Raw genomic sequence first — 25,247 nt, 5'->3', positions numbered from 1 at the left:
CGCACATACCTGTGGGAGCGGGCTTGCCCGCGATGACGTCAGTGCTGCCACTACAAGTCTGACAGCAAAACCAACTACCTGGGCCCGAGAATCTTCACCAACTTGTCCGGCGAAGGCGCCCCTTGTTGCTGTTGCAGCTCGCCCTTGTCATCCATGTAGAAAATCGCCGGAGTGGCTTGCAGTTCCAGGTCTTCCATCAATTGCATGTTGGCGGCGAGCTTTGCCTGAATCGCCGGCGGCACGTCCTTCAACGCCTTGAGCGAGCTGCCCTTGCCGGCGGCTTCGTGGTCATGCAGGGCCTTCTGCGGGTCCTTTGCGGCCAGTAGCGCGGCGGATTTGCCCGGGCTGTCTTCGCGGATGATGCCGACCATGATGTGGCGCAACTGGACCTTGCCGGCCTTGACCCAGGGCCGTGCCTGTTCCCAGAACATGTTGCAGTACGGGCAGTTCGGGTCACTGAACAGGTAGATGACGCGTGGCGCATCCTTGTTGCCATCGGCGATCCAGTTACTGGCTTCCATCTTGCCCCAGATTTCCTTGGCCATCGGCGCGTACACCAGTTTTTGCAACGGCGCGCTGCTCAAGTCGTTACCTTCGGCGTCGTACAGGTTGCCCAGCAGCACATGCTTGCCATCGGGTGTCAGGTACAGCGCCATGCCACGGTTCTGGTATTGCGCCGCGTAACCACGCAAGCCATCGGGTGCGTCGAATTGGCCGACGATTTTCGCACCTTTGGCTTCGATCTTCTTGATCGCTTCGGGCAACTCTTCGGCCTGCGCCAACGGCAAGTGCAGCAGGGCGGCACCCAGGGTCAGGGTCAGCAGGTGGCGGAGGCGGGGCATGGCGGTTTCCTTGAAGAGGTGGCAGGTGCGGAGTCGAAGTTTTCCAGGGCGCGGGCCAGGCTGGCTTGCGACAGTTCGCCCAGATGGCTGCCCAACAGGCGACCGTCGGGGCTATAGAACAGCGTCGTCGGCAAGGCCATGGAACCGACGGCCTGGCCCAGGCGACCACCGCCGTCGAACAGCACGTTGGCCAGGCTCAGGCCCTGGGTTTCCAGAAAGGTAGCGACGCTTTGCATGCTTTCGGCCTGATTGACGAATAGAAACGTCAGGTCCGGGCGTTGTTGCTGGGCGTTTTCCAGGACCGGCATTTCCCGACGGCAGGGCGGGCACCAGGTGGCCCACAGATTGATCACCAGCGGGCCACCCTTGTAGTCGGCCAGTTGCACGGTTTCACCGGCGGCGTTGCGCAGGGTGATTTCCGGCAGGCGCGTGCCTTGCTCATAAAGGCTCAGGGAGAAGGTCGCCAGCAGCCAGAACGCCAGTCCACTGGCCACGCCAAAGCCCAACGGACGGCGCAGGCCGGGGCGACGCCAGCCCCGGTACAGCGTGGCAAGCACCAGCGCGATCACCCCCGGCCAGGCGAGAAAGCCGCCGTCGCGCAGGTCGATCACCTGCCAGGGATCGTTGCGGTAGTGCGCCCAGTAAGCTGCGATGAAACCGACCCGTGCCGCGAGCAAGCCGATCAAAAACAGGCTGAACAGTACCGACTCGGGGTTATCGCCACCGCGCCTGGCCACCCGCCAACCGACGAACGTCGCCAGTGCCAATGCACTGATCAGCAGTAGATGGTTGAGCGCGATGGCAAAGGTGCCGAGGGTGAAGGTCAGCATTAACGGGCGTCTCGGGTGGTGGTCCAGCGTTGCAGGAAGGTCTCGGCATCGACCTCGCCGGTGATGCGCTGGCTGCGACGCTCAACGCCGTCGGCACCGACCCACAGCAGGCTCGGTGGTCCCGGCACTTTATAGCGGCCGAGCAGTTCGCGGCTGGCGGCATTGTCGGCGGTCACATCCAGCCGGAGCAAGCGCACATCGCTGAGGGCCTCGAGGACCTTGGCCTTACCGAACACCTGTTTTTCCATGACCTTGCACGACACGCACCAGTCGGCATAGTAGTCCAGCAAAACCCACTGGCCCTGGGCTTGCGCCGCATCGAGTTCCCGCTGTAGCGCGGCCGGGTCTTTGATTGTAGTGAAGGCGTCGTGGCCCGTTGGCATCGCGGCGACAGCCGAACCTGAAGCGCGGAACACCTGCAACGGCTTGAACAGATCATCACTGCCGCCCGCCGCACCGACCATCAACAGGCTGCCCCACAGACCGAGCAGTAAAGAGCTTGCGCCGAACAGATGCGCGATGCGTCCAAAACCGTCCGATTGCTTCCAGGCGCTATAGGCGGCAATCAGCAGCAGCGCACCACACAAGCCAACCCAAAGTGATTCATCCAATACCGGGCGTAGCAACAATAATGCGGTGGCAAGGAACAGGAAGCCGAAGATGCCCTTGACCAGATTCATCCAGGCACCGGGTTTGGGCAGGAAGCGATTGCCGACTGTCACCAGCAACAACAGTGGCACACCAATACCAATACCCAGGGCGAACAGGATCAGCCCGCCATGCAGAGCATTACCGCTTTGTGCGATGTAAAGCAGCGCGCCTGCCAGCGGCGCGGTCATGCACGGGCCAACCAACAGACCGGACAAGGCTCCCAGCACACCCGCGCCGACCAGGCTGCCGCCACGCTGATTGCGCGAGACATTTTCCAGTCGATCACGCACGGCCACCGGCAGTTGCAGCTCGAAGTAGCCGAACATGGGTAACGCCAACAGCACGAAAATCGCGGCGAAACTGCCCAGCAGCCAAGGGTTTTGCAGCAGGGCCTGCAGATTTGCCCCGAGCAACGCCGCCAGGACGCCCATCGCCGCATACACCAGTGCCATGCTGACCACATAACTGCCGGCCAGGGTGAGACCGCGTCTGGGTGTGGCACCACTGCCGACAATCAGCCCGGCCAGAATCGGCAACATTGGCAGTGAGCACGGGGTAAAGGCCAGCAACAAACCGAGGCCGAAGAAGACCATGAGGCTCCAGCCCAGCGCCCGCTGTTGCAGACCACTGGCCAGGGCTTGATCCGGTGCTTCGTTCGTCGCGGAAACATCGACGTTACCGCCCAGATCCACGACCTGAGTCTGCGGCGGATAACACAATCCGGCATCGGCGCAGCCCTGGAAACCCACCTTGATCTGCCCGGTGGCTCCAGCCGGGACCTTCAGCTCCAGGCCCTGGCGATAGACCTGCTGCTCACCGAAAAACTCGTCGCTGTGGGACTCGCCCTCCGGTAGCACAGGATGCTGCCCGGCAGACAATCCATCGAATTTCAGGCGTTTCTGGTATAGGTAATAGCCGTCGGCAATTTGCCAGAACAACTGGGTTTCACCGGATTCAAGGCGCTCTGAGGTGAAAACGAACGCTTTGCCGACGGGCAGAAAATCGGGCTTGGATTCAAACGGATTGCCGCCAGCCTGGGCCTGACCCAGGCTGGCAAAGAATACTAATAACAATGAAAGAATGTAACGCATCGACAACGCCTTGGGGATGACACACATTGCCCAAGATGATGGCCCGCGATTAACCGGGTGTTAACGCAACCCGTCGATGGCCGTCCCTGGCAATGACTGCCAGACCGGATCAGACAACATCGCTATAGGCCAGCCTGTATTCGGACATCGGAGGATGAGACTTCTTCCATTGTTGCGCGAAGGTTTTCGCGGCGGCTATTTGATCGGTTGTCATCTCCTTGGCAGTCTCCTCAAGGCACTGTTTGGCGGTCGTGTGTCGAGACAGTTCTGCGGTGGTTTCGACAACCAGCCAGATCAAACCATAGCCTTTAACCAGATTTCGGCTGAACCCGTACTCCTTGTCGACGCCGTTATCATCCTCATAGAAACCACAGAGCCCCAGACCATAGTCCAGCACCCCATTGACGTCATTGAGTTCGGCGCGCTTTTCCAGCCATTGACGCCTGAGAGGAAGATTCTGGTTGATCGGAAAGCGGTTGCTGTACCAATGCATGGCCTTTGAGAAACCGGCCTCGGCTGCGTTTCTCAACAGCAAATCGATGGTGGCTCGACGTAGGCGGCTGTCGGCAATGAGCGATTCGTCCTTGTCGTACTTGACCGCAAGAATGTACTGCCCCTCCAGAGAACCGGCATCCGCGGCTTTTCTCAATGCCTCAATGTTCTGGTTCAACTCGTACAACTCAAGCATGGCGTCAGCATTGCCTTTGTCGGCTTCGGTCTGGGCCAGTTCCTTCGCTTTCTTGAGCGAGGCTTCGTCTCCCAGTCGCATCAGGGCGTAAACATGATCCTGAGCGCCAGCGAGTCGATACCAGTTTTTTGCTTCTTCGGTGATGCTGCCTGCCTGACGCCTTATCACCTCGGCCAACGCGTATTGCGACGCACGGTCGCCTGCGGTGGCGCCGATCGTCAGATAGGACTTGGCCTGGCTGAATTCTCCCAGGTTGTACAGGACGATGCCCTTGGTGATCGCTTCTTGGGGCTGATCGGTGATTCGGGTTATCAGTGCGCTCAGGGTGTCACGCAGGTTGAACAGAGTCGTTAAAATACTTAAATGTGAATGCATATTTGCAGCCTCTATCGAGTAGGAATGAATTTGAGTGCAACCCGATACAGGCTATTGAGGAGGAGGGGGATGGGGGCGGTATATATGTATCGCGTGGAATCCTGTAGACGCTCGCGATGATTAACCGCCCCCAAGGACTGGTCGGCTGCGACGTCGTCGCGATATTCAGTCGCGCAACAGCCCGGGCCAGGACACGTCGTCAATTTTGACTGGGCCTGTCTCGGCTCGGTTATTGCCCATGTCGTATCTGATGTATTCGTTGTTGGTCAGGAAAATATAATAATAACGATTGAACATGGGGCGGTCGTTCTGTACTGCACCAATAATCCGATGTTTGTAACGTTCCAGTCCTGGATGATTGCTGTTTGTAATCGACGCATGTCTAATGGTTTTTAATTTGTGGCTTACGGCTTCGGGTTTAAAGTCAAGGCGCAGGAATGTGCCGTCATTCAAAAAGAAGTGGAACAAAAAGGAATTGTCGGGTGAACCCCACCACGTGCCGGCAACGATACGATCGAAGTAGGGGGTTAGCTGGTGCCATTTTGAGTCTTCTACACGGTGTACGCTAATGACCTTGTCCCTGTCTTGATCGAATCGACAGACTGTGGGCCTGCCATCTGCGTAATAAAAAAGCCACAAAACATCCAGGTCCATTTCACTCATGCTGGCCCCAGTTTCTATTTTTGAATTATGTGCGGTCGTCGTGAAGCCAAAGCGCAGGTCTTTTGCATGGGAATGAAAATCTCCCCAGGTCTTGGCATTGATGTCGAAGGGGTATCCAGCTTCGACGGTATTATCAGCGAGGTCGAATCGAGAGTATTTGTTAATATCCTTGAAGAAGAAATAAATCTTGTCTTTGCCCGCACGCCAGTCGACAGCAACAAAATTTTTAAGTGTTGGCATGGTTTTCTTCCTTTCAGTGAACTGAGTGCTTCAAGCCCGTTTAAGAGGTTTTATCATTAGGTAAGTGTTTAACTATATTTGGCAGTGGCCTTGAGTTGTGGGTTGAAACTACTATGAAATAAATGTGTTGTATTCTGGGTTTTGTTTATAGTTGTTTCGAAATCCAATGAGCTTAAAGGCGATGTTGTTATGTTGCGGTAGTTATTGGTACGGAAAGTTGAGTGGGTACCACAACCGCTGTACAGCGGTGTCGGTACACCGTCGGATTTGAGCTTCTCCCCAGCCGTATTCATCGACATAATCCGGACTTAATGCCGGTTTGTTTGACTCGTGTTTTTTATGGAGGCCCCCATGCACGTACTGGTTTGCGAAGACGATGAGTTGATCGCCAGCGGCATCGTCGCCGGCCTGACCGCCCAGGGCCTGACCGTGGAGCACGTGGCCACGGCGTCCGCGGCACGGGCGATGCTCAAGGTGGCGGAGTTCGACGTGATGGTGCTCGATCTCGGCTTGCCCGACGAGGATGGCCTGAAGCTGCTGCAGCAGTTGCGCCACAACGGTCTGGAACTGCCGGTGCTGATCCTCACGGCCCGGGACTCGGTCACCGACCGTGTCGACGGTTTGCAGGCCGGCGCCGATGACTACCTGCTCAAACCTTTCGACCTGCGCGAATTGGCCGCGCGCCTGCACACCCTGTTGCGACGGGTGGCGGGGCGCAGCGTCAACCTGATCGAACACGGTGCCTTGACTTACGACCCGAGCAGTCGCGAAACCACGCTGGCCGGCCAGCCGGTGGATCTCTCGCGCCGCGAGCAATCGTTGTTGCAGGCCCTGCTGCACAACCGTGGTCGCGTGCTGTCCACCGAGCAACTCAAGGACAGCGTCTATGGCTTCAACGACGAGCTTGAGAGCAACGCCCTCAACGTCCATATCCATCACCTGCGGCGCAAACTCGGCAATGGTATCGTCGAGACGGTGCGCGGCCTGGGGTATCGCCTGGGGCCGGCCGATGGTGGAGAACAATCGAAGTGATGAGTCTGCGTTTGCGCCTGAGCCTGACGCTCGGCGCCGCGTTTGCGCTGATCTGGGCGCTGGCGGCGGCGTGGATGCTCAGCGATCTGCGCAATCAAATGATGTTTTCCCTCGACCAGCGCCTGGTGGCTTCGGCGCGGATGGTCGCCGGGTTGATGGAGCAATTGCCGCCGGTGCCGAGCAAGGGCGAGGGCACGCATTTCAGTGCCGAACAGCTTAATATTCCCGGGGGCATGGCCTGTCAGGTCAGCTCATTACGCGGGGAAATCCTCGCCCGCAGTCACAGCGATCCGGGACAAACCCTGGAAGCCGAAAAACTGGGCTTCCACGATCAAATGATCGACGGCGCGCCATGGCGCAGTTTCACCCTGGCCAGGGGCGATCTGCGCATCACCACGGCTGATCGGCAGATCGAGCGGGAGGCGTTGAACATGTCGATCCTGTTGGCCGCGTCGGTGCCGGTGGGCGTGGCCTTGCTTGGTTGCCTGTGCCTGCTCTGGCTGGGGATCGGCCAGGGGCTGGCGCCGCTCAACCGCATGCGCGATGCCTTGATGCGTCGCAGCGCCGACTCCCTGGAACCCTTGCAGGTCCAGCCATTGCCCAGTGAGCTGCAACCATTGCTCGATACGCAGAACCAGTTGCTCCAGCGAATCGGCAAGACCATCGAGCGCGAACGCCGTCTGACCGGTGACGCCGCCCACGAATTGCGCAGCCCGCTGACGGCGATCAAGACTCACCTGCAAGTGGCGCGCATGACCGAGGGGGCGGCCCGGGATCAATCCCTGGCCCGGGCCGAGGAGGGCGCCGACCGTCTGCACCGGACACTCGAACAATTGCTGTTGCTGGCGCGGGTCGAGGGCAGCCTGTCGTTTGACGATGGTGTGCAATGCAGCGCCGAACAAGTGGCGAAACTGGCGATTCAAGACACCGCCGGCGGCGATCGCCAGCGCATCAGGTTCGAGCTACCGGCCAGACTCTCCCACGCGCCGGTGCAAATGCCCGCGGTGCTGTCGATTGCCGCGCTGCGCAATCTGCTGGACAACGCCCTGCGCCATACGCCCGGCGACGGCTCGGTGGAACTGAGCCTGCAAACCACTGGCAACCGTGTGCAGTTCGTGGTGCGCGACCACGGGCCGGGCATTGCAGAAGACGATCTGCAGCATTTGACCCAGCGCTTCTGGCGTAACGGCCAGAGCACCGGTTGCGGCCTGGGCCTGGCGATTGTCCAGGCCATTGTCCAGCGCTGCGGCTGTACCCTGTATTTCGACAGCCGGCCGGATGGACTGCGGGTTGAGCTGACCATGCCGTTGCAGCCGGTCTAAAAAACACCACAACACTCCTTGTGGGAGCGAGCCTGCTCGCGAAGACGGCAGCACATCCAGCATTTGATGTGACTGACAGAACGCTTTCGCGAGCAGGCTCGCTCCCACAGTTGGTGTTGTGTTGCACATCAAATGTAACTTCTCTCCATTGGCCGCCCGGGCCTCGCAAGGCTATCGTTCCTCGCACTCAACGGATTGAGGTAACAGCGCCATGGAAGATCCGATTCGCACCTGCAAGGCAACTCCAACCGACGCCGGCATCATCAGCCGCATCATCGAGCGCTCCATTCGCGTCGGTTGCGCCCGCGATCACCGCAACCATCCGCAAACCGTTGCCACCTGGACCCACAACAAGACCATCGAACACATCCAGCCCTGGCTCACCGACCCGCGGCTGTACTTGAACATCGCCCTGTTGCAGGACAAACCGGTTGGCGTCGCCATGGCCTCGATCAGCGGCAAGGTGGCGTTCTGTTACGTGCAACCGGAATGGTTTCGCCGGGGCGCCGGGCAAGCACTGGTGCAGGACCTCGAAGGCTGGCTGATCAGTCAGGGCCTGCGCCAGGCGCGACTCAACAGCACCCGCACCAGCGAAGCGTTCTACCGGCATCTGGGCTATCAGCCCTGTGCCCGGGCCTTCATGGTCTCAGGGCTCCAGGCCATTCCCATGCACAAGGGCCTGATCTCTGTTTCATCGAAAGGCTAAATCCTTGAGCCGCGATTGAGGTCTGACTGCCGACACATTTGTCGAATGTACTAACGTCATCGCAGGCAAGCCCGCTCCTACAGATCCGAGTCGCACGCTCATTTTGCGACCGGCATGATGTCTGTGGGAGCGGGCTTGCCCGCGATGACGGCCGATGAGTCGACGAAGAATTCAGCCCTGCTGAAACATCTCCTTCGCCCGCTGTTCGATCTGTTCCTGAGTCAGATCCTCCTTGCGCGTGGCCAGGAACCACAGATGGCCATAGGGATCCTTCAAGGTGCCGGAACGGTCGCCATAGAACTGATCCTTGACCTCCGACACCACGATGCCGCCGGCGGCAATCGCCTGTTTATAAGACTTGTCGACATCGGTCACATACAGATGCAGACCCACGGACGGCGACTGGCTAGGATTGCTCAACGGCCCTTGATCGCACGGCGTACCGAGCATGATCGGGCAGTCGCCGATACGCAGTTCGGCGTGACCGACGCGGCCATCGGGCATGGCCAGGCGCATGACTTCGATGGCATTGAAGGCTTTTTTGTAGAAGTCGATGGCTTCAGCGGCTTTTTGAATGCCCAGGTACGGGGTGATGCTGTGATAACCCTCTGGAATAGGTTTGACGCTCATGATGGTTCTCCCTGAAGTTGTTGTGAATCCGCTGCCTTTGAGCAGGACAAACAAGTGTAGGAGTTGCTGAAGGCGGCGATCTCTTGATTTTGACTTTCAGCATGTTTCAAGTTCACAAAAAAATCGCAGCGATCGCTAACAACGCCACTGTTCAGCCATCAACAGTGAAGCAACAGACTGTCCGGCCTCATCATCCTGAAACCTCCCAAGGGCCCTTTCAACGCCCGTAAACATTGACCCGCGCGGTCAGGCACAGAAGCTGCAATGACTCAGTCATCACTGGTATCGAGAGTCCTGTATGTCTGCCTATTCCGAATCTGCCGTTTATCCGATCAATCCGCCGGCCGCCCACCGGATCGTCGACGAAGCTGAAGCCCTGCGGGTAGCCGAGCGTGTCGCCGCGATCCTGCTGGAGCAGGACGCCGAGCGTGACCGAACCCGACAGGTACCCGCCGAAGTCGTCGATCTGTATTCCAACAGTGGCCTGTGGGGGATCACCGTGCCGAAGGCATTCGGCGGCGCGCAGGTGTCCTATGCCGTGCTGGCGCAGGTCATCGCGATCATCTCGGCGGCCGATCCGTCCCTGGGACAAATTCCGCAAAACCACTACTGCCTACTGGAAGACATCCGCCTGCAGGGCACACCGGAGCAACAGGCGCATTTCTTCGCGGTGGCGCTACAAGGTCACCGGTTTGCCAATGCCTTGTCGGAAACCGGCGGCAAGAATGTGCAGGACATCCAGGCGACAGTCCGTCGCTACGGCGACGGTTATGTGATCAACGGGCGCAAGGGTTATTGCACCGGTTCGCTCTACGCCCACTGGCTGGCGGTGCTGGCGCTGGATGAAGAGCAAAAGGGCCAGTTGGCCTTCGTCGAGCGCGGTACCCAGGGGCTGGTGGTCGTCGACGACTGGGACAGCATCGGCCAGCGCACCACCTCCAGCGGGACGGTGCTGGCCGAGGATCTGCACGTCCCGGCATTCAACCTGTTCCCGACTTATCGTTCCTATGAGAGCCCGACCCTGGCCGGCCCGTTCGCCCAGTTGACCACGGCCGCCATCGACGCCGGCATCGCCCGTGCCGCCCTGCGCGACACCATCGCGTTCGTCCGGCAGTCAGCCCGGCCATGGATCGATGCGGGCGTGGACAAGGCCAGCGAAGACCCGCTGACCATCATTCAGGTCGGAGGCCTGGAGATTCGCCTGGAGGCTGCCGAAGCCTTGCTGGAGCGCGCTGGTCAAGCGCTGGATGCGGCGCGCCCGGCACCGGATGAAGACAATGTTGCCCATGCCTCGCTGGCGGTGGCCAAGGCCAAGGTGCTGACCACCGAAATTGCCATCGAAGCCACCAACAAGTTGTTCGAGCTCGGCGGTACCCGTTCGACCTTGAAGAAGCACAACTTCGACCGTCACTGGCGCAACGCACGGGTGCATACCCTGCATGACCCGGTGCGCTGGAAGTACCACGTGGTCGGCAACTGGCTGCTCAACGGTGTGAAACCGCCACGCCACGATTGGTCGTGACCATGGCCGAACTGTTCAAAAACATTTACTGGGCAGACATCGGCCAGGCCTGCCTTGACACCCTGAGCATGCTCGGCGCGGCCCTCGGTTTTACCGTGCTGCTGGGGCTGCCGCTGGGAGTGCTGCTGTTCCTCACCGGCAAGCGCCAATTGCATGAAGCCGTCGGTATTTACCGGGTGCTGTCGGTGATCGTGAACATGCTGCGTTCGCTGCCGTTCATCATTTTGCTGATCGTGCTGATTCCCCTGACTACCTTGCTGGTGGGCACCTCGCTGGGTGTGCCGGGGACCATTCCGCCGTTGGTGGTGGGGTGCACGCCGTTTTTCGCACGACTGGTGGAAACCGCGTTGCGGGAAGTCGACCGCGGCGTGGTGGAAGCGACCCAGGCCATGGGCGCCAATACCTGGCAAATCATCCGCCACACCTTGTTGCCTGAAGCCAGGGGAGGGCTGTTGGCAGCGGTTACGGTGACCGCGATCGTGCTGGTCGATTACACGGCGATGGCCGGGGTGATAGGTGGTGGCGGTCTTGGCGATCTGGCGATCCGCTATGGCTATCAGCGATTCCAGACGGACGTGATGGTGGTCACCGTGGTGCTGCTGTTGATCCTGGTCCAGGCCCTGCAAATGAGTGGCGACCGTCTGGTGGCGCGTTACAGCCGGCGATAAGCATTCGATTCCTTCTCTTTAATAGAAACAAAAAACCGGCCCCACGTCCGCCCCACGACGGCCACTTGAAATATGCCTAGGAGCACAGCATGAAAAAGACCCTGGCCATTCTGGCTGCCCTCGTCTCGTTGAGCGTTCACGCCAATGAAAAACTCACCGTCGGCGCTACGCCGGTGCCCCACGCGGAAATCCTCGAATTCGTCAAACCGACCCTGGCCAAGGAAGGCGTGGACCTGGACATCAAGGTGTTCACCGACTTCATCCAGCCGAACCAGCAACTGGCGCTGAAGAATCTCGACGCCAACTATTACCAGTACCGACCGTTCCTCGATGATTACAACAAGACCCGCCATACCGATCTGGTGCCGGTGGTCGGCGTGCACATCGAGCCGTTCGGGGCTTATTCGACCAAGATCAAAAACATCTCCGAGCTCAAGGACGGCGCCACCGTGTCGATCCCCAACGATCCGGTGAATACCGGGCGCGCGCTGGTGCTGCTGCACGAAGCGGGGCTGATCAAACTCAAGGACCCGAGCAATACCCTGGCAACCCAACGGGACATCGCCGAAAACCCCAAGCACCTGAAAATCCGTGAGCTGGAAGGTGCATTGCTGGCACGTTCAGTGAGCCAGGTGGACCTGGCGTTCGTGTTTGCCAATTACGCGCTGGAAGCGGGGATCGACACCAACAGTGCGTTGATCGTCGAGAAGGGCAAGAGCCTGTATATCGAGTTCCTGGTGGCCCGGCCAGACAACATCAACGATCCGGGCCTGCAGAAACTGGCCAAGGCGTTGAACTCCGATGACGTGCGCCAGTTCATTCTGACGCGCTACAAAGGACAGATTGCGCCAGGGTTCTGATTTTTCGTTGGCCTTTAGGATGCCATCGCTGGCAAGCCAGCTCCCACAGGATTGGTGTTGTTCACAAACCCTGTGGGAGCGGGCTTGCCCGCGAAGGCCGCACCGCTGATTCTGGATTTGCCTCCAATTCCAGAAGCTAGATCGACAGCTGCATCAAGCGCTCGCCCTGCACGTTTTCCGTGGGCCGGCGCTTGTTCACCGCCAGTTCGCCGATCTTGATCAGGCGCGTGCGGGTCACGTTGCGGCTCAGGCCCAGCAACGCGGCGGTGTGCACCTGGTTGTAGTGGCTGAATCGGTAGGCGGCGCGCAACAGGGCGTCTTCGACTTTTTCGTGCAGCGCACCCGCCTGTTCTTCGAAGAGCTTTTGGAAAGCACGATCCAGCAGCGCCTGGGCAGAGTCATCGACCTGCGCCTGGTGGTCATCCTGACGCTCGATACGCATGTTCGACAGGCGCAGGTCGTCGCGTTCGATCACGCCGTTTCGGCAAATCAGCAGGGTGTGGTGAATGACGTTTTCCAGTTCGCGAATGTTGCCCGGCCAACTGTAGCCGCGCAGTTTCAGTTCAGCCTCTTTGCTGATGGTGATACTGCCGTAGCCCAGGCGCTGGCTGTAGGCGTCGATGAAGTGGCGGGTCAGCGGCAAGATGTCGCCGGGACGATCGCGCAGTGGACTCAACTCCAGGCTGACCACATCGAGCCGGTAATACAGGTCTTCGCGAAAATGCCCGGCGTTGATGGCTTTTTCCAGTTGCACGTTGGTCGCTGCCAGCACTCGCACATTGATGGGAATGCTCTTGCGCGAACCCAGACGCACCACTTCGCGCTCTTGAAGTACGCGCAACAACTTGACCTGGATCGCCATCGGCAAATCACCGATTTCATCGAGGAACAGCGTGCCGCCGTCAGCCTCTTCGAACCAGCCGGCCTTGGCGCTCAATGCGCCGGTAAACGCGCCTTTTTCATGGCCGAACAGCTCGGCCTCGACCAGGGATTCGGAGAACGCGCCGCAGTTCACCGCCACGAATGGCCGGTTGCGCCGGGCGCTGAGGTTGTGGATGTGCCGCGCCACCAGCTCTTTGCCGGTGCCGGTTTCGCCAATGATCAGCACGCTGGCTTCACTCGGCGCGACTTGTTGCAGGTGCGCGAGCAAGGCCTGGGATTTCGGGTCTTCGAACACCTGCGCGGTGGCGCGGATCGATGTCGCCAGAGCGGGCGAGGGCGGTAAGGTCAGCAGTTGCATAAGGCACGCTCCAATGAGGGCAGGCTAGGAATAGAAAGTCGGAATCGGCAAGGCCTGGTTCAGCGCCCAGTCACCCAGTTCGTGAATCTTGTAGTCCACCGGGTCATGCAGGGTCTGGGTGCGCAGGTTGCGCCAGTAACGGTCCAGGCGCAGAGAGGCGTGGGTCGAACGCGCGCCGGTCACTTCGAACAAGCGGCTACACAACTCCAGGCCATGGCGGGTCGCGGCGACCTTGGCCGTGGCGATGGCCGTGGCCAGATGTCCGCGCTCTTCAGCACTCAGATCCGGACCTTTGGCCCAGGCTTGGTCGAGCCGTTCGGCGGCGCGCTCCACCAGCAACCGGACACCTTCGAGCGCCACCCAGAACTCGCCGAAGTGGCCGAGTACATAAGGGTCCTGACGCACATCCCGAACCGTGGATTTGTGCCACGGACGGGTCTCGGTCAGCGTGTATTGCCGCGCTTCTTCGAAGGCGCCTTCGGCGATGCCGAGAAACAGGTGGGTGAACGTGAGCTGGGCGATCAACGGGCGAAGGCAGGCGAACGGCGTGCTCAGCGGCCCCGGATCAAGCAACAGTTCCGATTCCTCGACGCGCACCCGTTCGAACGTGGCGCTGCCGCTGTCGGTCTGGCGCTGGCCCATGTTGTTCCAGTCGTTGTGCAAGGTGATGCCGCTGCGACCGCTGGGAATGGCGGCGATCAACAGCTTTCCGCCAGCGCTTTCATCCACCGCCGAGGCAATGAGCATTTGCGAATCGCTGGCGCCGGAGCAGAAGCTCTTCTTTCCGGAAAACTCACGCCAACCACCGAGGTTTTTCACCACGGTGCGGGTGTCCAGCGGATTGAGGGCATTGCCCCAGAACCAGTTCTGGCGGGCGGTCTGTTCGAACCATGGCTGCCATTGTTCGGGGCGGGCGAACAGGCGCACGGTAGCGAGCATCAGGTGATGGAAACCGAAGACATGGGCAATCGAACTGTCGACCTTGGCGAACTCGCGCACGACGTTCAGGGTTTCACTCCAGTGGGCGCCAAGACCACCGAACCGGGTGGGAATACTTAACGCCAGCAGGCCGCTTTGACGCAGGGCGTCACGCTCGGCCTTGGGCGTACCGCCACGCTCGTCGCGTTCGACGGCAGTCAAGGCAAACCCGGCGGCCAATTGGCGGGCGGTTTGCAGCGGGGATATCAGGGCGCTGTGCGGCTTGGCAGTCACGCGGGTTTCCTTCTAAAAATCGACACACTTCTGTAGGAGCAAAGCTTGCTCGCGATGAACGATGACTCGGTCCAGCTGGATAAACCGCAGTGTCTGCATCGCGAGCAAGCTTTGCTCCTACAGGAGCGGAATCAGGCTGAGGCTTTGGCCGGGAGCACATCATTGGCAATCATTTCGCCAAACGGCCCGGTGAGGTTGGTGACGCCCCGCCCGGCAAGGCTGGCGTACGGCTCCGGCAGCAGCGGAAACACCAGTTCGGCAAAGCGATACGCTTCTTCGAGATGCGGGTAGCCGGAGAAGATGAAACTCTCGATCCCGAGGTCCGCATACTCCTTGATGCGTGCCGCCACTTGCTGTGGGTCGCCCACCAGCGCCGTCCCGGCGCCACCGCGTACCAGGCCGACACCGGCCCACAAATTCGGCGAGATCTCCAGGTTGTCGCGACGCCCGTCATGCAGGGCGGCCATGCGCCGCTGGCCTTCGGAATCGAAACGCGAGAATGACTTCTGCGCGGCGGCGATGGTTTCGTCGCTGATGTGTTCGATCAGTTTGTCCGCGGCTTTCCACGCCTCTTCGGCGCTATCGCGAACGATCACATGCAGGCGAATGCCGAACTTCACCGTGCGCCCGTGACGGGCGGCCCGCTCACGAACATCGGCGAGTTTTTGCGCCACGGCGGCCGGTGGTTCGCCCCAGGTCAGGTAGACATCGACCTGCTCGGCGGCCAGGTCATGAGCAGCATCGGACGAACCGCCGAAATACAGCGGTGGATAGGGTTTCTGCACCGGCGGATACAGCGCCTTGGCGTTCTGCACCCGCAGGTGTTTGCCCTCGAAATCCACTGACTCACCTTGCAACACCCGGCGCCAGATCTTCAAAAATTCGTCGGTCACTTCGTAGCGTTCGCTGTGATCGAGGAAGCTGCCGTCACCGCGGTTTTCATCGGGATCGCCGCCGGTCACCACATTGATCAGCAAGCGGCCGTTGGACAGGCGGTCCAGGGTGGCGGCCATGCGCGCCGATACGGTCGGCGAAATGATTCCCGGGCGGATCGCTACCAGATAACGCAGGCGTTCGGTCAGTGGCACCAGCGCCGAAGCGATCACCCACGAATCCTCGCAGGAACGCCCGGTGGGAATCAGCACGCCGTGGTAACCCAGGCTGTCGGCGGCCTGGGCCACTTGTTTCAGGTAGTTGAGGGTGACCGGGCGCGCGCCCTGGGTGGTGCCCAGGTAATGGCCGTCGCCGTGGGTGGGCAGAAACCAGAAAACATCCATGAAGAAGTCCTTAAGCGATTTTCAGCAGAGGGTCGGGATAGGCACTGAACAAGGGCGCGGCGCGTTCTGCAGCCAATCGAATGCGGGCCTTCAAGGGCTCACTGGTTATTTGGTAATTGGAAAAATCGGCTTCGGTGGCATACACGCCAATCGGCAAAGTCAGCGCCTGGAAGAAGCTGAACAGCGGCCGCAACTGATGATCGAGCACCAGTGCATGTCGTTCGCTGCCACCGGTGGCAGCCAGCAACACCGGGGTGTTGATCAGTGCATTCAGATCGATCAGGTCGAACAGGTGCTTGAGCAGGCCAGGGTAGGAACCGCGATACACCGGTGCGGCGACAATCAGCAGATCGGCACTTTCAATCGCCTGCAGCTCGGCTTCGATTTGCGCACTCACTTCCTGACGGGATAGCGCCGCGCCCAGTGGCCGGGCGATATCGCCCAGTTCGATCAGCGTGCTCTCGATCGGCAGATGCCCGGCCAATTGCGCCAACAACGCTTGAGTCAGCACCAGGGTGCGAGAGGGGCGCCAGGTACCGCCGGAAACGGCAACGACTTTCAATGGACGCGACATGATCAGTTCCTTTTTAAACAGTTGCTGGGGAAGCAGTGAGTCATCACTGGGCTTCTCCCCCTTGAGCAAGAGCTGTACCAATCCCTCGAAGCCAGGTTTTACGGGGCCTGCAGCGCGTTGATCAGTCCACACTGTTGAAAATTCAGGGTTGTTTGTTGAATGACTGTTGCGTGGCGAACAGTTGCGAGAGCAACAGTTCATCAGCGGATGCACTCGTTATAAAGCTTCGTTTTTATTCCGTAAAAGAAGTTTATTTAATATTTATAGTTCTTTATGGAATATAAGGTGCTGAATGGCGAGCCAATTAGAAAAACGCGATAACGACTATCGAGAGCGTTGATTTCTGCCCGTTCGAAGGCGCGAGTAGCCTGTGTTCATTGCCCCGAACCCAGTTTGCCAGGATGCTCGACATGAAAACCCTCATCACCACTTTCCTGATGCTGACCCTCTCCGTTCTCGCCGGATGTGCCAGTCATGTTTCCCCGGAACTGCGCCCCTACACCGCTGAAGAAACCCGGGAGCTGGCGCTGGAGGCGTTGAATCGCCGTGGTTTGTCCTTCGACGAGTACCATGCGAAGAAGGCCGAATTGCTCGGTGAGCCGCGCAAGACTTTTGGCTTCGACAAACAGGGCGAAATGAATGCAGAGCGAACTGTACAGCTGCACGGTCGCCCAAGCTGATCAAGAACTGTACTGCTCGAACTTTCACCTAACTGTCCGTGGGTTTCCCCCGAGGTGTGCGATAGGGTCAATACCTGACCGACCCTGACGGACTGCCACCCATGACACTCTCGCTCGATCTGCTGATGGGCTTTGCGCTATTTGCCCTTGTCACCTCGATCACGCCCGGCCCGAACAACACGATGTTGCTGGCATCCGGCGTGAACTTCGGCTTCAACCGCACCATTCCCCATATGCTTGGCATCACCTGCGGCTTCTTCGTGCTGGTTGTGGCGGTCGGTTTCGGCCTGGGCGCGGTATTCCAGACTTACCCTGTGCTCTATACGGTGCTGCGCTACGTCGGCGCGGCGTATTTGCTGTATCTGGCGTGGAAAATCGCCCATTCCGGGCCGGTCTCGGACAGCGAGAACGGTGAGGCCAAACCGATCAGCTACCTCGGCGCCGCTGCGTTCCAGTGGGTCAACCCCAAGGCCTGGATCATGGCCATCGGCGCCATTACCACTTACACACCAATGCAAGGTTACTTCACCAATGTGATCGTGATTGCCGCGGTGTTCGCGGTGATCAACCTGCCGAGCGTCGGTGTCTGGGCGGCATGCGGCACGCTGTTGCGCAACGTGCTCAAGGACCGACGCTGGTTGCGTCTGTTCAATTGGGGCATGGCCGCGCTGCTGGTGGCATCGCTGTATCCGATATTGCTCGAAAGCTTTAGCTGACGCATTGCTTCAACCGGTTGCCCGATGCCTGTTAAGCTGGCTTTTCAGGAGCGTTCCTACGCACTTTTAAATGAAGTTGTACTTCTTTAACGGCATCCGATCAGGTATTGGTAACGTTCTGAACCCGGACGCAGCTCACGAGGCTGCGTCTCGACGTTTTCAGTCACGAGCTTCCTGATCCCGGAACACGCTCTGCGAGTCTTTTATGAATAAACGTCCGCTGTATTTCGACTACGCCGCCACCACGCCGGTGGATGAGCGGGTCATCAAGGTCATGGTCGAGTGTCTGGGGTTCAACGGCAATTTCGGCAACCCGGCCTCCAGCTCCCACGCGTTCGGCCAGCAGGCCCGGCAATCGGTCGAACAGGCGCGGCGCCAGGTCGCCGAACTGGTCGGTGCGCAACCTGAGCAGATCGTCTGGACCTCCGGCGCCACCGAATCCAACAACCTCGCCCTCAAGGGTGTCGCCCAGGCGCGGGGCATTGCCGGCGGCCACATCATCACCAGCCAGATCGAACACAAGGCAATCCTCGATACCGCGAAGCAGTTGCAGGACGCCGGCATCGCGGTGACGTTCCTGGTGCCGGACGCCGACGGCCTGATCACCCCGCAAGCTGTCAGCGAAGCCATGCGCGAGGACACCTTCCTGGTCTCGCTGATGCTGGTCAACAACGAACTGGGCACGGTCAACGACATCCCGGCCATCGGCCAGGTGGTGCGCAATCGTGGTGCGCTGTTCCATGTCGACGCGGCCCAGGGCGCCGGCAAAGTAGCGATCGATCTGGCCGAATGGCCGGTGGACCTGATGTCGTTTTCGGCGCACAAACTCTATGGCCCCAAGGGCATCGGCGCGCTGTATGTCGGCCTGCGGACGCAACAGCGCTTGCTGGCGCAGATCCACGGCGGCGGGCACGAGGGCGGATTGCGCTCCGGCACCCTGGCGACTCATCAGATTGTCGCGATGGGCGAAGCTTTCGCCCTGGCCGCCGCTTCGTTCGATGAAGAAAAGGCCTTGATCGTGGGTTTGCGTGAGCGCTTGCTCAAGCAATTGCTCGGTATTGCGGGCGTGCGACTCAACGGCAGCCCCACCCAACGCATCCCGCACACCCTGAGCCTGACCTTCAGTGAAGGTGAGTTCAATTCGACGGCCTTGCTGGCCTCGATCGCGTTTTCGGCGACCTCGGCCTGCAATTCTGCAAGCAATGCGCCGTCCCATGTGCTGCTGGCACTGGGGCATGACGCTCGCGCGGCGAGTCGCACCATTCGCTTGAGCCTGGGACGTTTCACCACGGAGCAGGATATCGATCAAGCGGCACAACTGATTAAAGCGGCCTGCGCCAGTGCTCCGGCATTCTGGCAATAGGGCGATTGGTACCGGCACTGATCGGCACCGACACAACAACACAATAATGATGAGTGGTTAGCAGGAGTTACGATGAATACGCAGTCTTCAATCGATGGATCTGTGCCCCAGCGCCTGGCGCACACCCGCGAGCTGATGAGCCGGGAGGGCATTCACGCGCTTCTGGTGCCGTCGGCCGACCCGCACCTGTCCGAATACCTGCCGGGCTATTGGCAAGGGCGCCAGTGGTTGTCCGGTTTCCATGGTTCTGTCGGCACCCTGATCGTGACCCCGGACTTTGCCGGGGTCTGGGCCGACAGCCGTTATTGGGAACAGGCGACCAAGGAGCTAAAGGGCAGCGGCATCGAACTGGTCAAGCTGCAACCGGGGCAACCGAGTCCTCTGGACTGGTTGGCTGAGCAAACCCCTGAAGGCGGCGTGGTCGCGGTCGATGGTGCAGTCATGGCCGTGGCCTCGGCGCGCACCCTGGGCAGCAAACTCCAGGAGCGTGGCGCACGCCTGCGCACCGACATCGATCTGTTGAGCGAAGTCTGGAAAGATCGCCCGATTCTGCCGAACGAGCCGATCTATCAGCACTTGCCACCGCAAGCCACCGTCAGCCGTGGCGAAAAGCTCGCCAAGCTGCGCGAGACCTTGCAGGCCAAGGGTGCCGACTGGCACTTCATCGCCACCCTCGATGACATCGCCTGGCTGTTCAACCTGCGTGGCGGCGATGTGTCGTTCAACCCGGTCTTCGTTTCCTTCGCTTTGATCAGCCAGCAACAGGCAACGCTGTTCGTGGCGCTGAGCAAGGTCGATGCGGAGCTGCGCGCGGTCCTGGAACAGGACGGCGTGACCCTGCGCGATTACAGCGAAGTGGCTGATGCACTGCGCGCCGTGCCGAGCGGTGCGAACCTGCTGGTCGATCCGGCACGCGTGACGGCGGGGCTGCTCGATAACCTCGACAGCGGCGTGAAGCTGATCGAGGGTCTCAACCCGACCACCCTGGCCAAATCGCAGAAAAGCCTGGCCGATGCCGAGCACATCCGTCAGGCCATGGAGCAGGACGGGGCGGCGCTCTGTGAGTTTTTCACCTGGCTCGATTCGGCGCTGGGCCGTGAGCACATCACCGAACTGACCATCGACGAGAAACTCACCGCCGCACGTGAACGTCGTCCGGGTTACGTTTCGTTGAGCTTCAACACCATTGCCGCGTTCAACGCCAACGGCGCCATGCCGCATTACCACGCCACTGAAGAAGAGCACGCGGTGATCGAGGGCGACGGTCTGTTGCTGATCGACTCCGGTGGCCAGTATCTGGGCGGAACGACCGATATCACGCGAATGGTAGCGGTGGGAACGCCGACCGCCGAGCAGAAGCGCGATTGCACCCGCGTACTCAAGGGCGTGATTGCCTTGTCTCGCGCGCAATTTCCCAAAGGCATTTTGTCGCCACTGCTCGATGCCATCGCCCGCGCGCCGATCTGGGCCGAAAGCGTCGACTATGGTCACGGCACCGGTCACGGCGTGGGCTACTTCCTCAATGTTCACGAAGGTCCGCAAGTCATCGCCTATCAAGCCGCGCCTGCACCGCAAACCGCGATGCAACCGGGCATGATCACTTCCATCGAACCAGGCACCTACCGTCCGGGTCGTTGGGGTGTGCGCATCGAGAACCTGGCGATGAACCGTGAAGCAGGCAGCAGTGAATTCGGCGAGTTCCTGAAATTCGAAACCCTGACGCTGTGCCCGATCGACACCCGTTGCCTGGAACCGTCGTTGCTGAGCGAGGAAGAAAAGCAGTGGTTCAACGCTTATCACGCCGAAGTGCGTGAGCGCCTGAGTCCGTTGCTCGACGGTGCGGCCCTTGAGTGGCTGAACACTCGCACTGCGGCTATTTAATCGGCTGTAGCTCCGGCGCTGATTCCAGCGCCTGGCTCATGTAGTCGACAAAGGCTTTGACCCTGGCGGATTGGCGACGATTCGCCGGGGACACGGCATGTATCGGCAACGACTGCGCGGTGTATTCCTGCAATATTGCCGTCACTCTCCCGGCTTTCAGATCCTCGCTGAACAGCCATACCGGCGACAACGCGATCCCCAAACCTCCGAGCACCATCTCGCGAATCGCTTCGGAATTGTTGCTTTGCGCATTGCCCTTGATCCGCACTTCGTAGCGCTGGGTATCTTTCTCATAAATCCAAAAATTCTGACTGGTCAGTAAATTGAACAGCAGGCAGTTGTGTCTGCTGAGTTCCTCGGGCGTTTGCGGCAGGCCGTGTTGAACCAGGTAATCCGGCGTTGCGACAGTCACTCGGTGAGTGATGCCGATATGGCGGGCGATCAGACCGCTGTCGTTCAGCGCGCCGATCCTGAATGTGACATCCAGACCTTCGCTGACCAGATCCTGATTCTGATCGCTCAGTTGCAAGTCAATCTGAACTTCGGGATGACGCCTGAGAAACTCCGGCAGGCGCGTAGCAATCTGCAAGCGCCCGAAACTGACCGAGGAGCCAATTCTCAGTGGCCCGGCGATGATTTCCCGGCCGGACTGAAAGCTGTTCTCGGCGGCGTCCACCGCTGCGAGGATTTGTCGGCATTGGTTGTAGTAACGCTGCCCTTCATCAGTCAGGGAAAGCCGTCGGGTACTGCGGGCGAGCAGCTTTCCCCCCAGCTGTGATTCCAGCGCTCGCAGCACTTTGCTGATGGTCGGCTGGCTGGTCTGCAGCTCCCGGGCGACGGCGGAAAAACTGCCGCGTTCGACGACTCGCACGAAAGTAGCCATTGCATTGAGCTTATCCACAGGGGGCCTCATTCATGCCAAAGGGGCATGCTTACTATAGCTATATAGCGTCTTATCGGCATGAGCGGGTGGGAGGAAGATCAGTCCTACAACCACCTCTGACGGAAATAGGCGAAATGACTGACTCACTGCAAATGCGCGCACTGATTGTTGACTCGGCTAACGCGCCACTACGCTTGGCTTCCATACAGCGGCCCGTACCTGGCGCTGGACAGGTATTGATACGGATAGCGGCCAGTGGGGTGAATCCATTGGACGGGAAGATTCGTTCGGGCCAGGCCGCTCATGCTCGGCAGCCGCTGCCGGCGGTGTTGGGCATGGATCTGGCGGGAGTCGTGGAGGCGTCGGGAGAAGGCGTCAGTGGCTGGGTGCCGGGCGATGAGGTCTACGCCATGGCGACGGGGATTGGTGGGGTTCAGGGTTCGTTGGCTGAGTACGCGGTGGTCGATGCACGGCTGCTGGCGCGAAAACCGGGCAATCTGAGCATGCGTGAAGCGGCCGGGTTGCCGTTGGTGCTCATCACGGCATGGGAAGGGTTGGTCGACCGGGCTCGGGTAAGGGTGGGGCACAAAGTGTTGATTCACGGCGGGGCGGGTGGTGTAGGGCATGTCGCTGTACAAATCGCTCGTGCATTTGGTGCAGAGGTATTTGCTACCGGCTCTGCGCGGCAGCAGGGGATCATAGAAGCATTGGGCGCGACCTTTATCGATTACCGCAACGCTTCAGTCGACGATTATGTGGCTGAGCACACGGCCGGGGAGGGCTTCGATATTGTCTATGACACTGTGGGAGGCGAAACCCTGGATGCGTCCTTCAAGGCTGTGCGGATGTATCACGGTCATGTGGTGAGTTGTCTGGGCTGGGGGCAACACAGTCTCGCGCCGCTGTCGTTTCGCGGGGCGAGTTATTCCGGGGTGTTCACCTTGTTGCCGTTGTTGACGGGCCAGGGGCGTGAGCGTCATGGTGAAATTTTGCGCGAGGCGGCGCGTCTGATCGAGGCGGGCAAGCTCACACCCATTATCGATCCGCGCCGTTTCACTCTGCACACTGCCGAGGCCGCCCATGGGCTGCTCCTGTCGGGAGCGGCGCAGGGGCGGTTGGTCATCGAGATTTAACTCAGGGCTTCGCGGACGAATTCCAGTCGGTCCTGGCCGAAAAACAGCTGGCCACTGACAAACATGCTCGGGGCACCGAATACACCGCGTTGCACTGCTTTCTCGGTGTTGTCCTTGAGCACAGCCTTGACGTCCTCATCGGCTGTCAGGGCCAGCACTTCGTTGGGATCGAAACCGTTTTGACTCAGTACAGTCGCAACGGTTGCCGGTTCATTGAGGTTGTGGCCTTCAACCCATAGCGCTTTGAAAAGGCAATCGATGAATGCCGCGAAGCGTTCAGGATGGCGTAGCTGCATGCCGGTGACGGCGCGCATGAGCATCAGCGTGTTAATCGGGAAATGCGGATTGAACTTCAACGGCACGCCATAGCGTTTCGCATATCGGTCGAGATCCTGAAACATATAGCGACCCTTGGCCGGAATGGCCGCCGGGGTGGCATTGCCGGTGGCTTTGAACACGCCACCGAGCAGGATCGGAACGTAGATCAACTGGCTGTCGGTTTGCTCACAGATTTTCGGTAGCTGGGTGTATGCCAGGTACGTAGCGGGGCTGCCCAGATCGAACAGGAATTCCACGGTTTTGCTCATGGTCGATGCACTCTGCTTATTGTTGTGGGGGAGGGCTTACCAGCGTTCGCTCCAGGGGCGCAGGTCCAGCTCGAAGGTCCAGGCGTCGCGGGGCTGGCTGTGCAGGTACCAGTAATTCTCGGCAATGTGGTCGGGATTGAGAATGCCGTCCTGGTCCTTGGTCGCGTATTTTTCAGGGAAGCTTTCGCGGATGAAATCGGTGTCGATGGCGCCGTCGACGATGATGTGTGCAACGTGAATGTTCATCGGCCCGAGTTCACGGGCCATGCTTTGCGCCAGCGCGCGGATCCCGTGCTTGGCGCCCGCGAATGCGGCAAAACCGGCGGCACCGCGCATGCCGGCGGTGGCACCGGTAAACAGGATCGTACCCCGTTGTCGCTGGGCCATGCGCTTGGCCACTTCACGGGCATTGAGAAACCCTGAGAAACAGGCCATTTCCCAAATCTTGAAATACTTGCGGGCAGTTTCTTCAAGAATGCTGCAAGGCACGTTGGCGCCAATGTTGAACACGAACGCTTCAATGGGGCCAATCTCGCTTTCGATCTGCTCGACCAGTGCCACTACGTCTTCTTCCTTGCGGGCATCGCAGGCAAAACCGTGGGCCTCACCGCCAGAGGCCTTGATGGAATCCACCAACGGCTGAAGCTTATCCGCGCTGCGCCGGGTGACACAGGCGACAAATCCTCCCTGCGCAAAACGTTTGGCGATGGCGCCACCCGTGGCATCACCTGCGCCGACGACCAGTACGACCTTCTTGTTATTCATGGATAGATCCCTTTGGTAAACGATCGTTAACTAAACGAACGTTATGCTACGATTCGATCAGCGTCAAGACGATCATCTCTGAGGGAAGGGCATGCGTTACTCAGCCAATCACAAGCTGGAAACAAGGGAAAAATTGCTGCAGAGCAGTGCGGTGTCTGCCAAGGCGTCCGGCTTTTCCACCGTGGGTGTCGACGGCCTGATGAAAGCCATCGGCTTGAGTGGAGGCGCTTTTTACAGCCACTTTTCGTCGAAGGACGAGTTGTTCGCTTCAATAGTCGAACATGAGTTGCGCCAGAGTATGGAGCGTTTGGGGGCTGATCAGGATCGCGACAAGCTTGAGCGTTGCCTGAAGCACTATCTCAGCATGTCCCATGTGGATCATCCGGAAACCGGCTGTGCGTTGCCGGCATTGGGCGCCGAGATTGCCCGTTCCGATGTGATGATCCGACAGCAGGCGGAGCACTGGATTTGTCGACTTCAGGAGAGTTGGGCGCAGGTGCTGGAGAGCGATAGCCTGGCCTGGGCCATTCTGTCGCAATGTATTGGTGCGTTGGTGGTGGCGCGGATGCTCGCCACGCCGGAGCTTCAGCGTACGGTGTTGAAGTCGAGTTACACAGAGATCGGCCGTCAGATCGCTGGTTCGAGAACCTGACGGCGAGGTATCGATTTTTTATTTGCAGATGACAATCATGCTGCGGCTGGTATACCCGGCGGGGTTGAGGCCGAACGGATAATCCCCGGGTTCTTCCACGGCATCCCCTGACTTGGCGATGACCTTGTATCCCTTGGGGGCGCACGAGTTGGCGGCGCTGGTGT

At 59.7% G+C, this 25,247-nt stretch carries 26 protein-coding genes (1 of these 26 running past the window's edge); 12 read left to right on the top strand and 14 right to left on the bottom strand.

Annotation, left to right across the window (positions count from 1 at the left end):
* Window positions 1-74 precede the first annotated feature (74 nt).
* The 5 genes from dsbG to LAB08_RS21395 form a co-directional block, all read right to left on the bottom strand.
* Window positions 75-842, bottom strand: coding sequence for a thiol:disulfide interchange protein DsbG (dsbG, locus tag LAB08_RS21415; RefSeq protein WP_096509822.1), 768 nt, complete (start codon window positions 840-842; stop codon window positions 75-77).
* Window positions 818-1,672 (bottom strand): TlpA disulfide reductase family protein, encoded by an 855-nt coding sequence (locus tag LAB08_RS21410; RefSeq protein ID WP_096509823.1) that lies wholly within the window; start codon window positions 1,670-1,672, stop codon window positions 818-820. Before LAB08_RS21410 ends, dsbG begins: the two co-directional genes overlap by 25 nt.
* On the bottom strand, window positions 1,672-3,414 hold the full coding sequence (dsbD, locus tag LAB08_RS21405; RefSeq protein WP_096509824.1) for a protein-disulfide reductase DsbD: 1,743 nt from the start codon (window positions 3,412-3,414) through the stop codon (window positions 1,672-1,674). Before dsbD ends, LAB08_RS21410 begins: the two co-directional genes overlap by 1 nt.
* Window positions 3,415-3,523: 109 nt before the next feature.
* Window positions 3,524-4,477 (bottom strand): tetratricopeptide repeat protein, encoded by a 954-nt coding sequence (locus LAB08_RS21400; protein ID WP_096509825.1) that lies wholly within the window; start codon window positions 4,475-4,477, stop codon window positions 3,524-3,526.
* A gap of 165 nt (window positions 4,478-4,642) precedes the next feature.
* Window positions 4,643-5,380 carry a hypothetical protein gene (locus LAB08_RS21395; protein WP_096509826.1) on the bottom strand — a complete coding sequence of 246 codons (738 nt, stop codon included), beginning with the start codon at window positions 5,378-5,380 and terminating at the stop codon, window positions 4,643-4,645.
* A gap of 351 nt (window positions 5,381-5,731) precedes the next feature.
* On the opposite strand from LAB08_RS21395, the gene LAB08_RS21390 reads away from it, so the two are divergent.
* From LAB08_RS21390 to LAB08_RS21380, 3 genes are all read left to right on the top strand, one after another.
* Complete coding sequence (locus LAB08_RS21390) at window positions 5,732-6,412, top strand: response regulator (RefSeq protein ID WP_095196723.1); 681 nt, start codon at window positions 5,732-5,734, stop codon at window positions 6,410-6,412.
* Window positions 6,409-7,734, top strand: coding sequence for an ATP-binding protein (locus LAB08_RS21385; RefSeq protein ID WP_096509827.1), 1,326 nt, complete (start codon window positions 6,409-6,411; stop codon window positions 7,732-7,734). Before LAB08_RS21390 ends, LAB08_RS21385 begins: the two co-directional genes overlap by 4 nt.
* 211 nt (window positions 7,735-7,945) lie before the next feature.
* Entirely contained in the window at window positions 7,946-8,440 is a 495-nt protein-coding gene (locus LAB08_RS21380; RefSeq protein WP_096509828.1) for a GNAT family N-acetyltransferase, read from the top strand.
* Window positions 8,441-8,611: 171 nt separating this feature from the next.
* Here the strand turns inward: LAB08_RS21380 and LAB08_RS21375 are convergent, their stop codons facing one another.
* Entirely contained in the window at window positions 8,612-9,070 is a 459-nt protein-coding gene (locus tag LAB08_RS21375; protein WP_096509829.1) for a VOC family protein, read from the bottom strand.
* A 298-nt stretch (window positions 9,071-9,368) separates the two neighbouring features.
* Between LAB08_RS21375 and LAB08_RS21370 the strand changes: the two genes are divergently transcribed.
* From LAB08_RS21370 to LAB08_RS21360, 3 genes are all read left to right on the top strand, one after another.
* Window positions 9,369-10,592 carry an SfnB family sulfur acquisition oxidoreductase gene (locus tag LAB08_RS21370; protein WP_096509830.1) on the top strand — a complete coding sequence of 408 codons (1,224 nt, stop codon included), beginning with the start codon at window positions 9,369-9,371 and terminating at the stop codon, window positions 10,590-10,592.
* Window positions 10,593-10,594: 2 nt separating this feature from the next.
* Window positions 10,595-11,260, top strand: a complete 666-nt coding sequence (locus tag LAB08_RS21365) for a methionine ABC transporter permease (protein WP_096509831.1) — start codon at window positions 10,595-10,597, stop codon at window positions 11,258-11,260.
* An 89-nt stretch (window positions 11,261-11,349) separates the two neighbouring features.
* On the top strand, window positions 11,350-12,120 hold the full coding sequence (locus LAB08_RS21360) for a MetQ/NlpA family ABC transporter substrate-binding protein (RefSeq protein WP_096509832.1): 771 nt from the start codon (window positions 11,350-11,352) through the stop codon (window positions 12,118-12,120).
* Window positions 12,121-12,256: 136 nt separating this feature from the next.
* On the opposite strand, the gene LAB08_RS21355 is transcribed toward LAB08_RS21360, so the two are convergent.
* The 4 genes from LAB08_RS21355 to msuE form a co-directional block, all read right to left on the bottom strand.
* The gene (locus LAB08_RS21355) at window positions 12,257-13,360 is read right to left on the bottom strand and encodes a sigma-54 interaction domain-containing protein (protein ID WP_096509833.1); all 1,104 of its coding nucleotides are present in this window, start codon (window positions 13,358-13,360) and stop codon (window positions 12,257-12,259) included.
* Between the two features lie 24 nt (window positions 13,361-13,384).
* Complete coding sequence (locus tag LAB08_RS21350) at window positions 13,385-14,572, bottom strand: acyl-CoA dehydrogenase family protein (protein ID WP_096509834.1); 1,188 nt, start codon at window positions 14,570-14,572, stop codon at window positions 13,385-13,387.
* A gap of 131 nt (window positions 14,573-14,703) precedes the next feature.
* The gene (gene ssuD / locus LAB08_RS21345; RefSeq protein ID WP_096509835.1) at window positions 14,704-15,849 is read right to left on the bottom strand and encodes an FMNH2-dependent alkanesulfonate monooxygenase; all 1,146 of its coding nucleotides are present in this window, start codon (window positions 15,847-15,849) and stop codon (window positions 14,704-14,706) included.
* A 10-nt stretch (window positions 15,850-15,859) separates the two neighbouring features.
* Complete coding sequence (gene msuE, locus LAB08_RS21340; protein ID WP_096509836.1) at window positions 15,860-16,423, bottom strand: FMN reductase; 564 nt, start codon at window positions 16,421-16,423, stop codon at window positions 15,860-15,862.
* 410 nt (window positions 16,424-16,833) lie between these two features.
* On the opposite strand from msuE, the gene LAB08_RS21335 reads away from it, so the two are divergent.
* The 4 genes from LAB08_RS21335 (at window position 16,834) to LAB08_RS21320 (ending at window position 21,063) form a co-directional block, all read left to right on the top strand.
* A complete protein-coding gene (locus tag LAB08_RS21335; protein WP_096509837.1) occupies window positions 16,834-17,103 on the top strand; it encodes a hypothetical protein in 270 nt (89 codons plus the stop codon).
* A 101-nt stretch (window positions 17,104-17,204) separates the two neighbouring features.
* On the top strand, window positions 17,205-17,819 hold the full coding sequence (locus LAB08_RS21330) for a LysE family translocator (protein WP_096509838.1): 615 nt from the start codon (window positions 17,205-17,207) through the stop codon (window positions 17,817-17,819).
* Window positions 17,820-18,024: 205 nt separating this feature from the next.
* Window positions 18,025-19,182, top strand: a complete 1,158-nt coding sequence (locus LAB08_RS21325; protein ID WP_096509839.1) for an aminotransferase class V-fold PLP-dependent enzyme — start codon at window positions 18,025-18,027, stop codon at window positions 19,180-19,182.
* Window positions 19,183-19,254: 72 nt separating this feature from the next.
* Window positions 19,255-21,063 (top strand): aminopeptidase P family protein, encoded by a 1,809-nt coding sequence (locus LAB08_RS21320; protein WP_096509840.1) that lies wholly within the window; start codon window positions 19,255-19,257, stop codon window positions 21,061-21,063.
* Here the strand turns inward: LAB08_RS21320 and LAB08_RS21315 are convergent.
* The gene (locus LAB08_RS21315; RefSeq protein ID WP_172901574.1) at window positions 21,056-21,976 is read right to left on the bottom strand and encodes a LysR family transcriptional regulator; all 921 of its coding nucleotides are present in this window, start codon (window positions 21,974-21,976) and stop codon (window positions 21,056-21,058) included. The genes LAB08_RS21320 and LAB08_RS21315 overlap by 8 nt on opposite strands.
* Window positions 21,977-22,080: 104 nt before the next feature.
* Here LAB08_RS21315 and LAB08_RS21310 point away from each other — a divergent pair, with 104 nt between their 5' ends.
* Window positions 22,081-23,079 carry a zinc-dependent alcohol dehydrogenase family protein gene (locus LAB08_RS21310; RefSeq protein ID WP_096509842.1) on the top strand — a complete coding sequence of 333 codons (999 nt, stop codon included), beginning with the start codon at window positions 22,081-22,083 and terminating at the stop codon, window positions 23,077-23,079.
* On the opposite strand, the gene LAB08_RS21305 is transcribed toward LAB08_RS21310, so the two are convergent.
* Together LAB08_RS21305 and LAB08_RS21300 are read right to left on the bottom strand one after the other, a co-directional pair.
* A complete protein-coding gene (locus LAB08_RS21305) occupies window positions 23,076-23,666 on the bottom strand; it encodes a 2-hydroxychromene-2-carboxylate isomerase (RefSeq protein WP_096509843.1) in 591 nt (196 codons plus the stop codon). The genes LAB08_RS21310 and LAB08_RS21305 overlap by 4 nt on opposite strands.
* Window positions 23,667-23,702: 36 nt before the next feature.
* Complete coding sequence (locus LAB08_RS21300; protein WP_096509844.1) at window positions 23,703-24,431, bottom strand: SDR family oxidoreductase; 729 nt, start codon at window positions 24,429-24,431, stop codon at window positions 23,703-23,705.
* 91 nt (window positions 24,432-24,522) lie between these two features.
* Between LAB08_RS21300 and LAB08_RS21295 the strand changes: the two genes are divergently transcribed.
* Window positions 24,523-25,083: a TetR/AcrR family transcriptional regulator gene (locus LAB08_RS21295; protein ID WP_096509845.1), complete on the top strand. Its 561-nt coding sequence runs from the start codon at window positions 24,523-24,525 to the stop codon at window positions 25,081-25,083.
* An 18-nt stretch (window positions 25,084-25,101) separates the two neighbouring features.
* Here LAB08_RS21295 and LAB08_RS21290 read toward each other — a convergent pair whose 3' ends face one another.
* Window positions 25,102-25,247: the 3' portion of a hypothetical protein gene (locus LAB08_RS21290; RefSeq protein ID WP_096509846.1), read on the bottom strand. It continues 136 nt past the right edge of the window; the window shows 146 of its 282 coding nt (coding positions 137-282); the start codon falls outside the window, past its right edge; it ends in the stop codon at window positions 25,102-25,104.

Source organism: Pseudomonas izuensis (assembly GCF_002356535.2).
Classification (GTDB): domain Bacteria; phylum Pseudomonadota; class Gammaproteobacteria; order Pseudomonadales; family Pseudomonadaceae; genus Aquipseudomonas; species Aquipseudomonas izuensis.
The sequence above is the reverse complement of the archived record's forward strand: the minus strand, read 5'-3'. Positions and strand labels throughout refer to the sequence as shown.

Coding starts and splice junctions, on each gene's coding strand:
- LAB08_RS21300 (WP_096509844.1), bottom strand. CDS start 24,431: ATGAATAACAAGAAGGTCGTACTGGTCGTCGGCGCAGGTGATGCCACG.
- LAB08_RS21330 (WP_096509838.1), top strand. CDS start 17,205: ATGACACTCTCGCTCGATCTGCTGATGGGCTTTGCGCTATTTGCCCTT.
- LAB08_RS21355 (WP_096509833.1), bottom strand. CDS start 13,360: ATGCAACTGCTGACCTTACCGCCCTCGCCCGCTCTGGCGACATCGATC.
- LAB08_RS21380 (WP_096509828.1), top strand. CDS start 7,946: ATGGAAGATCCGATTCGCACCTGCAAGGCAACTCCAACCGACGCCGGC.
- LAB08_RS21325 (WP_096509839.1), top strand. CDS start 18,025: ATGAATAAACGTCCGCTGTATTTCGACTACGCCGCCACCACGCCGGTG.
- LAB08_RS21370 (WP_096509830.1), top strand. CDS start 9,369: ATGTCTGCCTATTCCGAATCTGCCGTTTATCCGATCAATCCGCCGGCC.
- dsbG (WP_096509822.1), bottom strand. CDS start 842: ATGCCCCGCCTCCGCCACCTGCTGACCCTGACCCTGGGTGCCGCCCTG.
- LAB08_RS21400 (WP_096509825.1), bottom strand. CDS start 4,477: ATGCATTCACATTTAAGTATTTTAACGACTCTGTTCAACCTGCGTGAC.
- LAB08_RS21305 (WP_096509843.1), bottom strand. CDS start 23,666: ATGAGCAAAACCGTGGAATTCCTGTTCGATCTGGGCAGCCCCGCTACG.
- LAB08_RS21315 (WP_172901574.1), bottom strand. CDS start 21,976: ATGAGGCCCCCTGTGGATAAGCTCAATGCAATGGCTACTTTCGTGCGA.
- LAB08_RS21310 (WP_096509842.1), top strand. CDS start 22,081: ATGACTGACTCACTGCAAATGCGCGCACTGATTGTTGACTCGGCTAAC.
- LAB08_RS21360 (WP_096509832.1), top strand. CDS start 11,350: ATGAAAAAGACCCTGGCCATTCTGGCTGCCCTCGTCTCGTTGAGCGTT.
- LAB08_RS21320 (WP_096509840.1), top strand. CDS start 19,255: ATGAATACGCAGTCTTCAATCGATGGATCTGTGCCCCAGCGCCTGGCG.
- LAB08_RS21375 (WP_096509829.1), bottom strand. CDS start 9,070: ATGAGCGTCAAACCTATTCCAGAGGGTTATCACAGCATCACCCCGTAC.
- LAB08_RS21395 (WP_096509826.1), bottom strand. CDS start 5,380: ATGCCAACACTTAAAAATTTTGTTGCTGTCGACTGGCGTGCGGGCAAA.
- LAB08_RS21335 (WP_096509837.1), top strand. CDS start 16,834: ATGAAAACCCTCATCACCACTTTCCTGATGCTGACCCTCTCCGTTCTC.
- LAB08_RS21410 (WP_096509823.1), bottom strand. CDS start 1,672: ATGCTGACCTTCACCCTCGGCACCTTTGCCATCGCGCTCAACCATCTA.
- LAB08_RS21365 (WP_096509831.1), top strand. CDS start 10,595: ATGGCCGAACTGTTCAAAAACATTTACTGGGCAGACATCGGCCAGGCC.
- LAB08_RS21390 (WP_095196723.1), top strand. CDS start 5,732: ATGCACGTACTGGTTTGCGAAGACGATGAGTTGATCGCCAGCGGCATC.
- ssuD (WP_096509835.1), bottom strand. CDS start 15,849: ATGGATGTTTTCTGGTTTCTGCCCACCCACGGCGACGGCCATTACCTG.
- dsbD (WP_096509824.1), bottom strand. CDS start 3,414: ATGCGTTACATTCTTTCATTGTTATTAGTATTCTTTGCCAGCCTGGGT.
- msuE (WP_096509836.1), bottom strand. CDS start 16,423: ATGTCGCGTCCATTGAAAGTCGTTGCCGTTTCCGGCGGTACCTGGCGC.
- LAB08_RS21295 (WP_096509845.1), top strand. CDS start 24,523: ATGCGTTACTCAGCCAATCACAAGCTGGAAACAAGGGAAAAATTGCTG.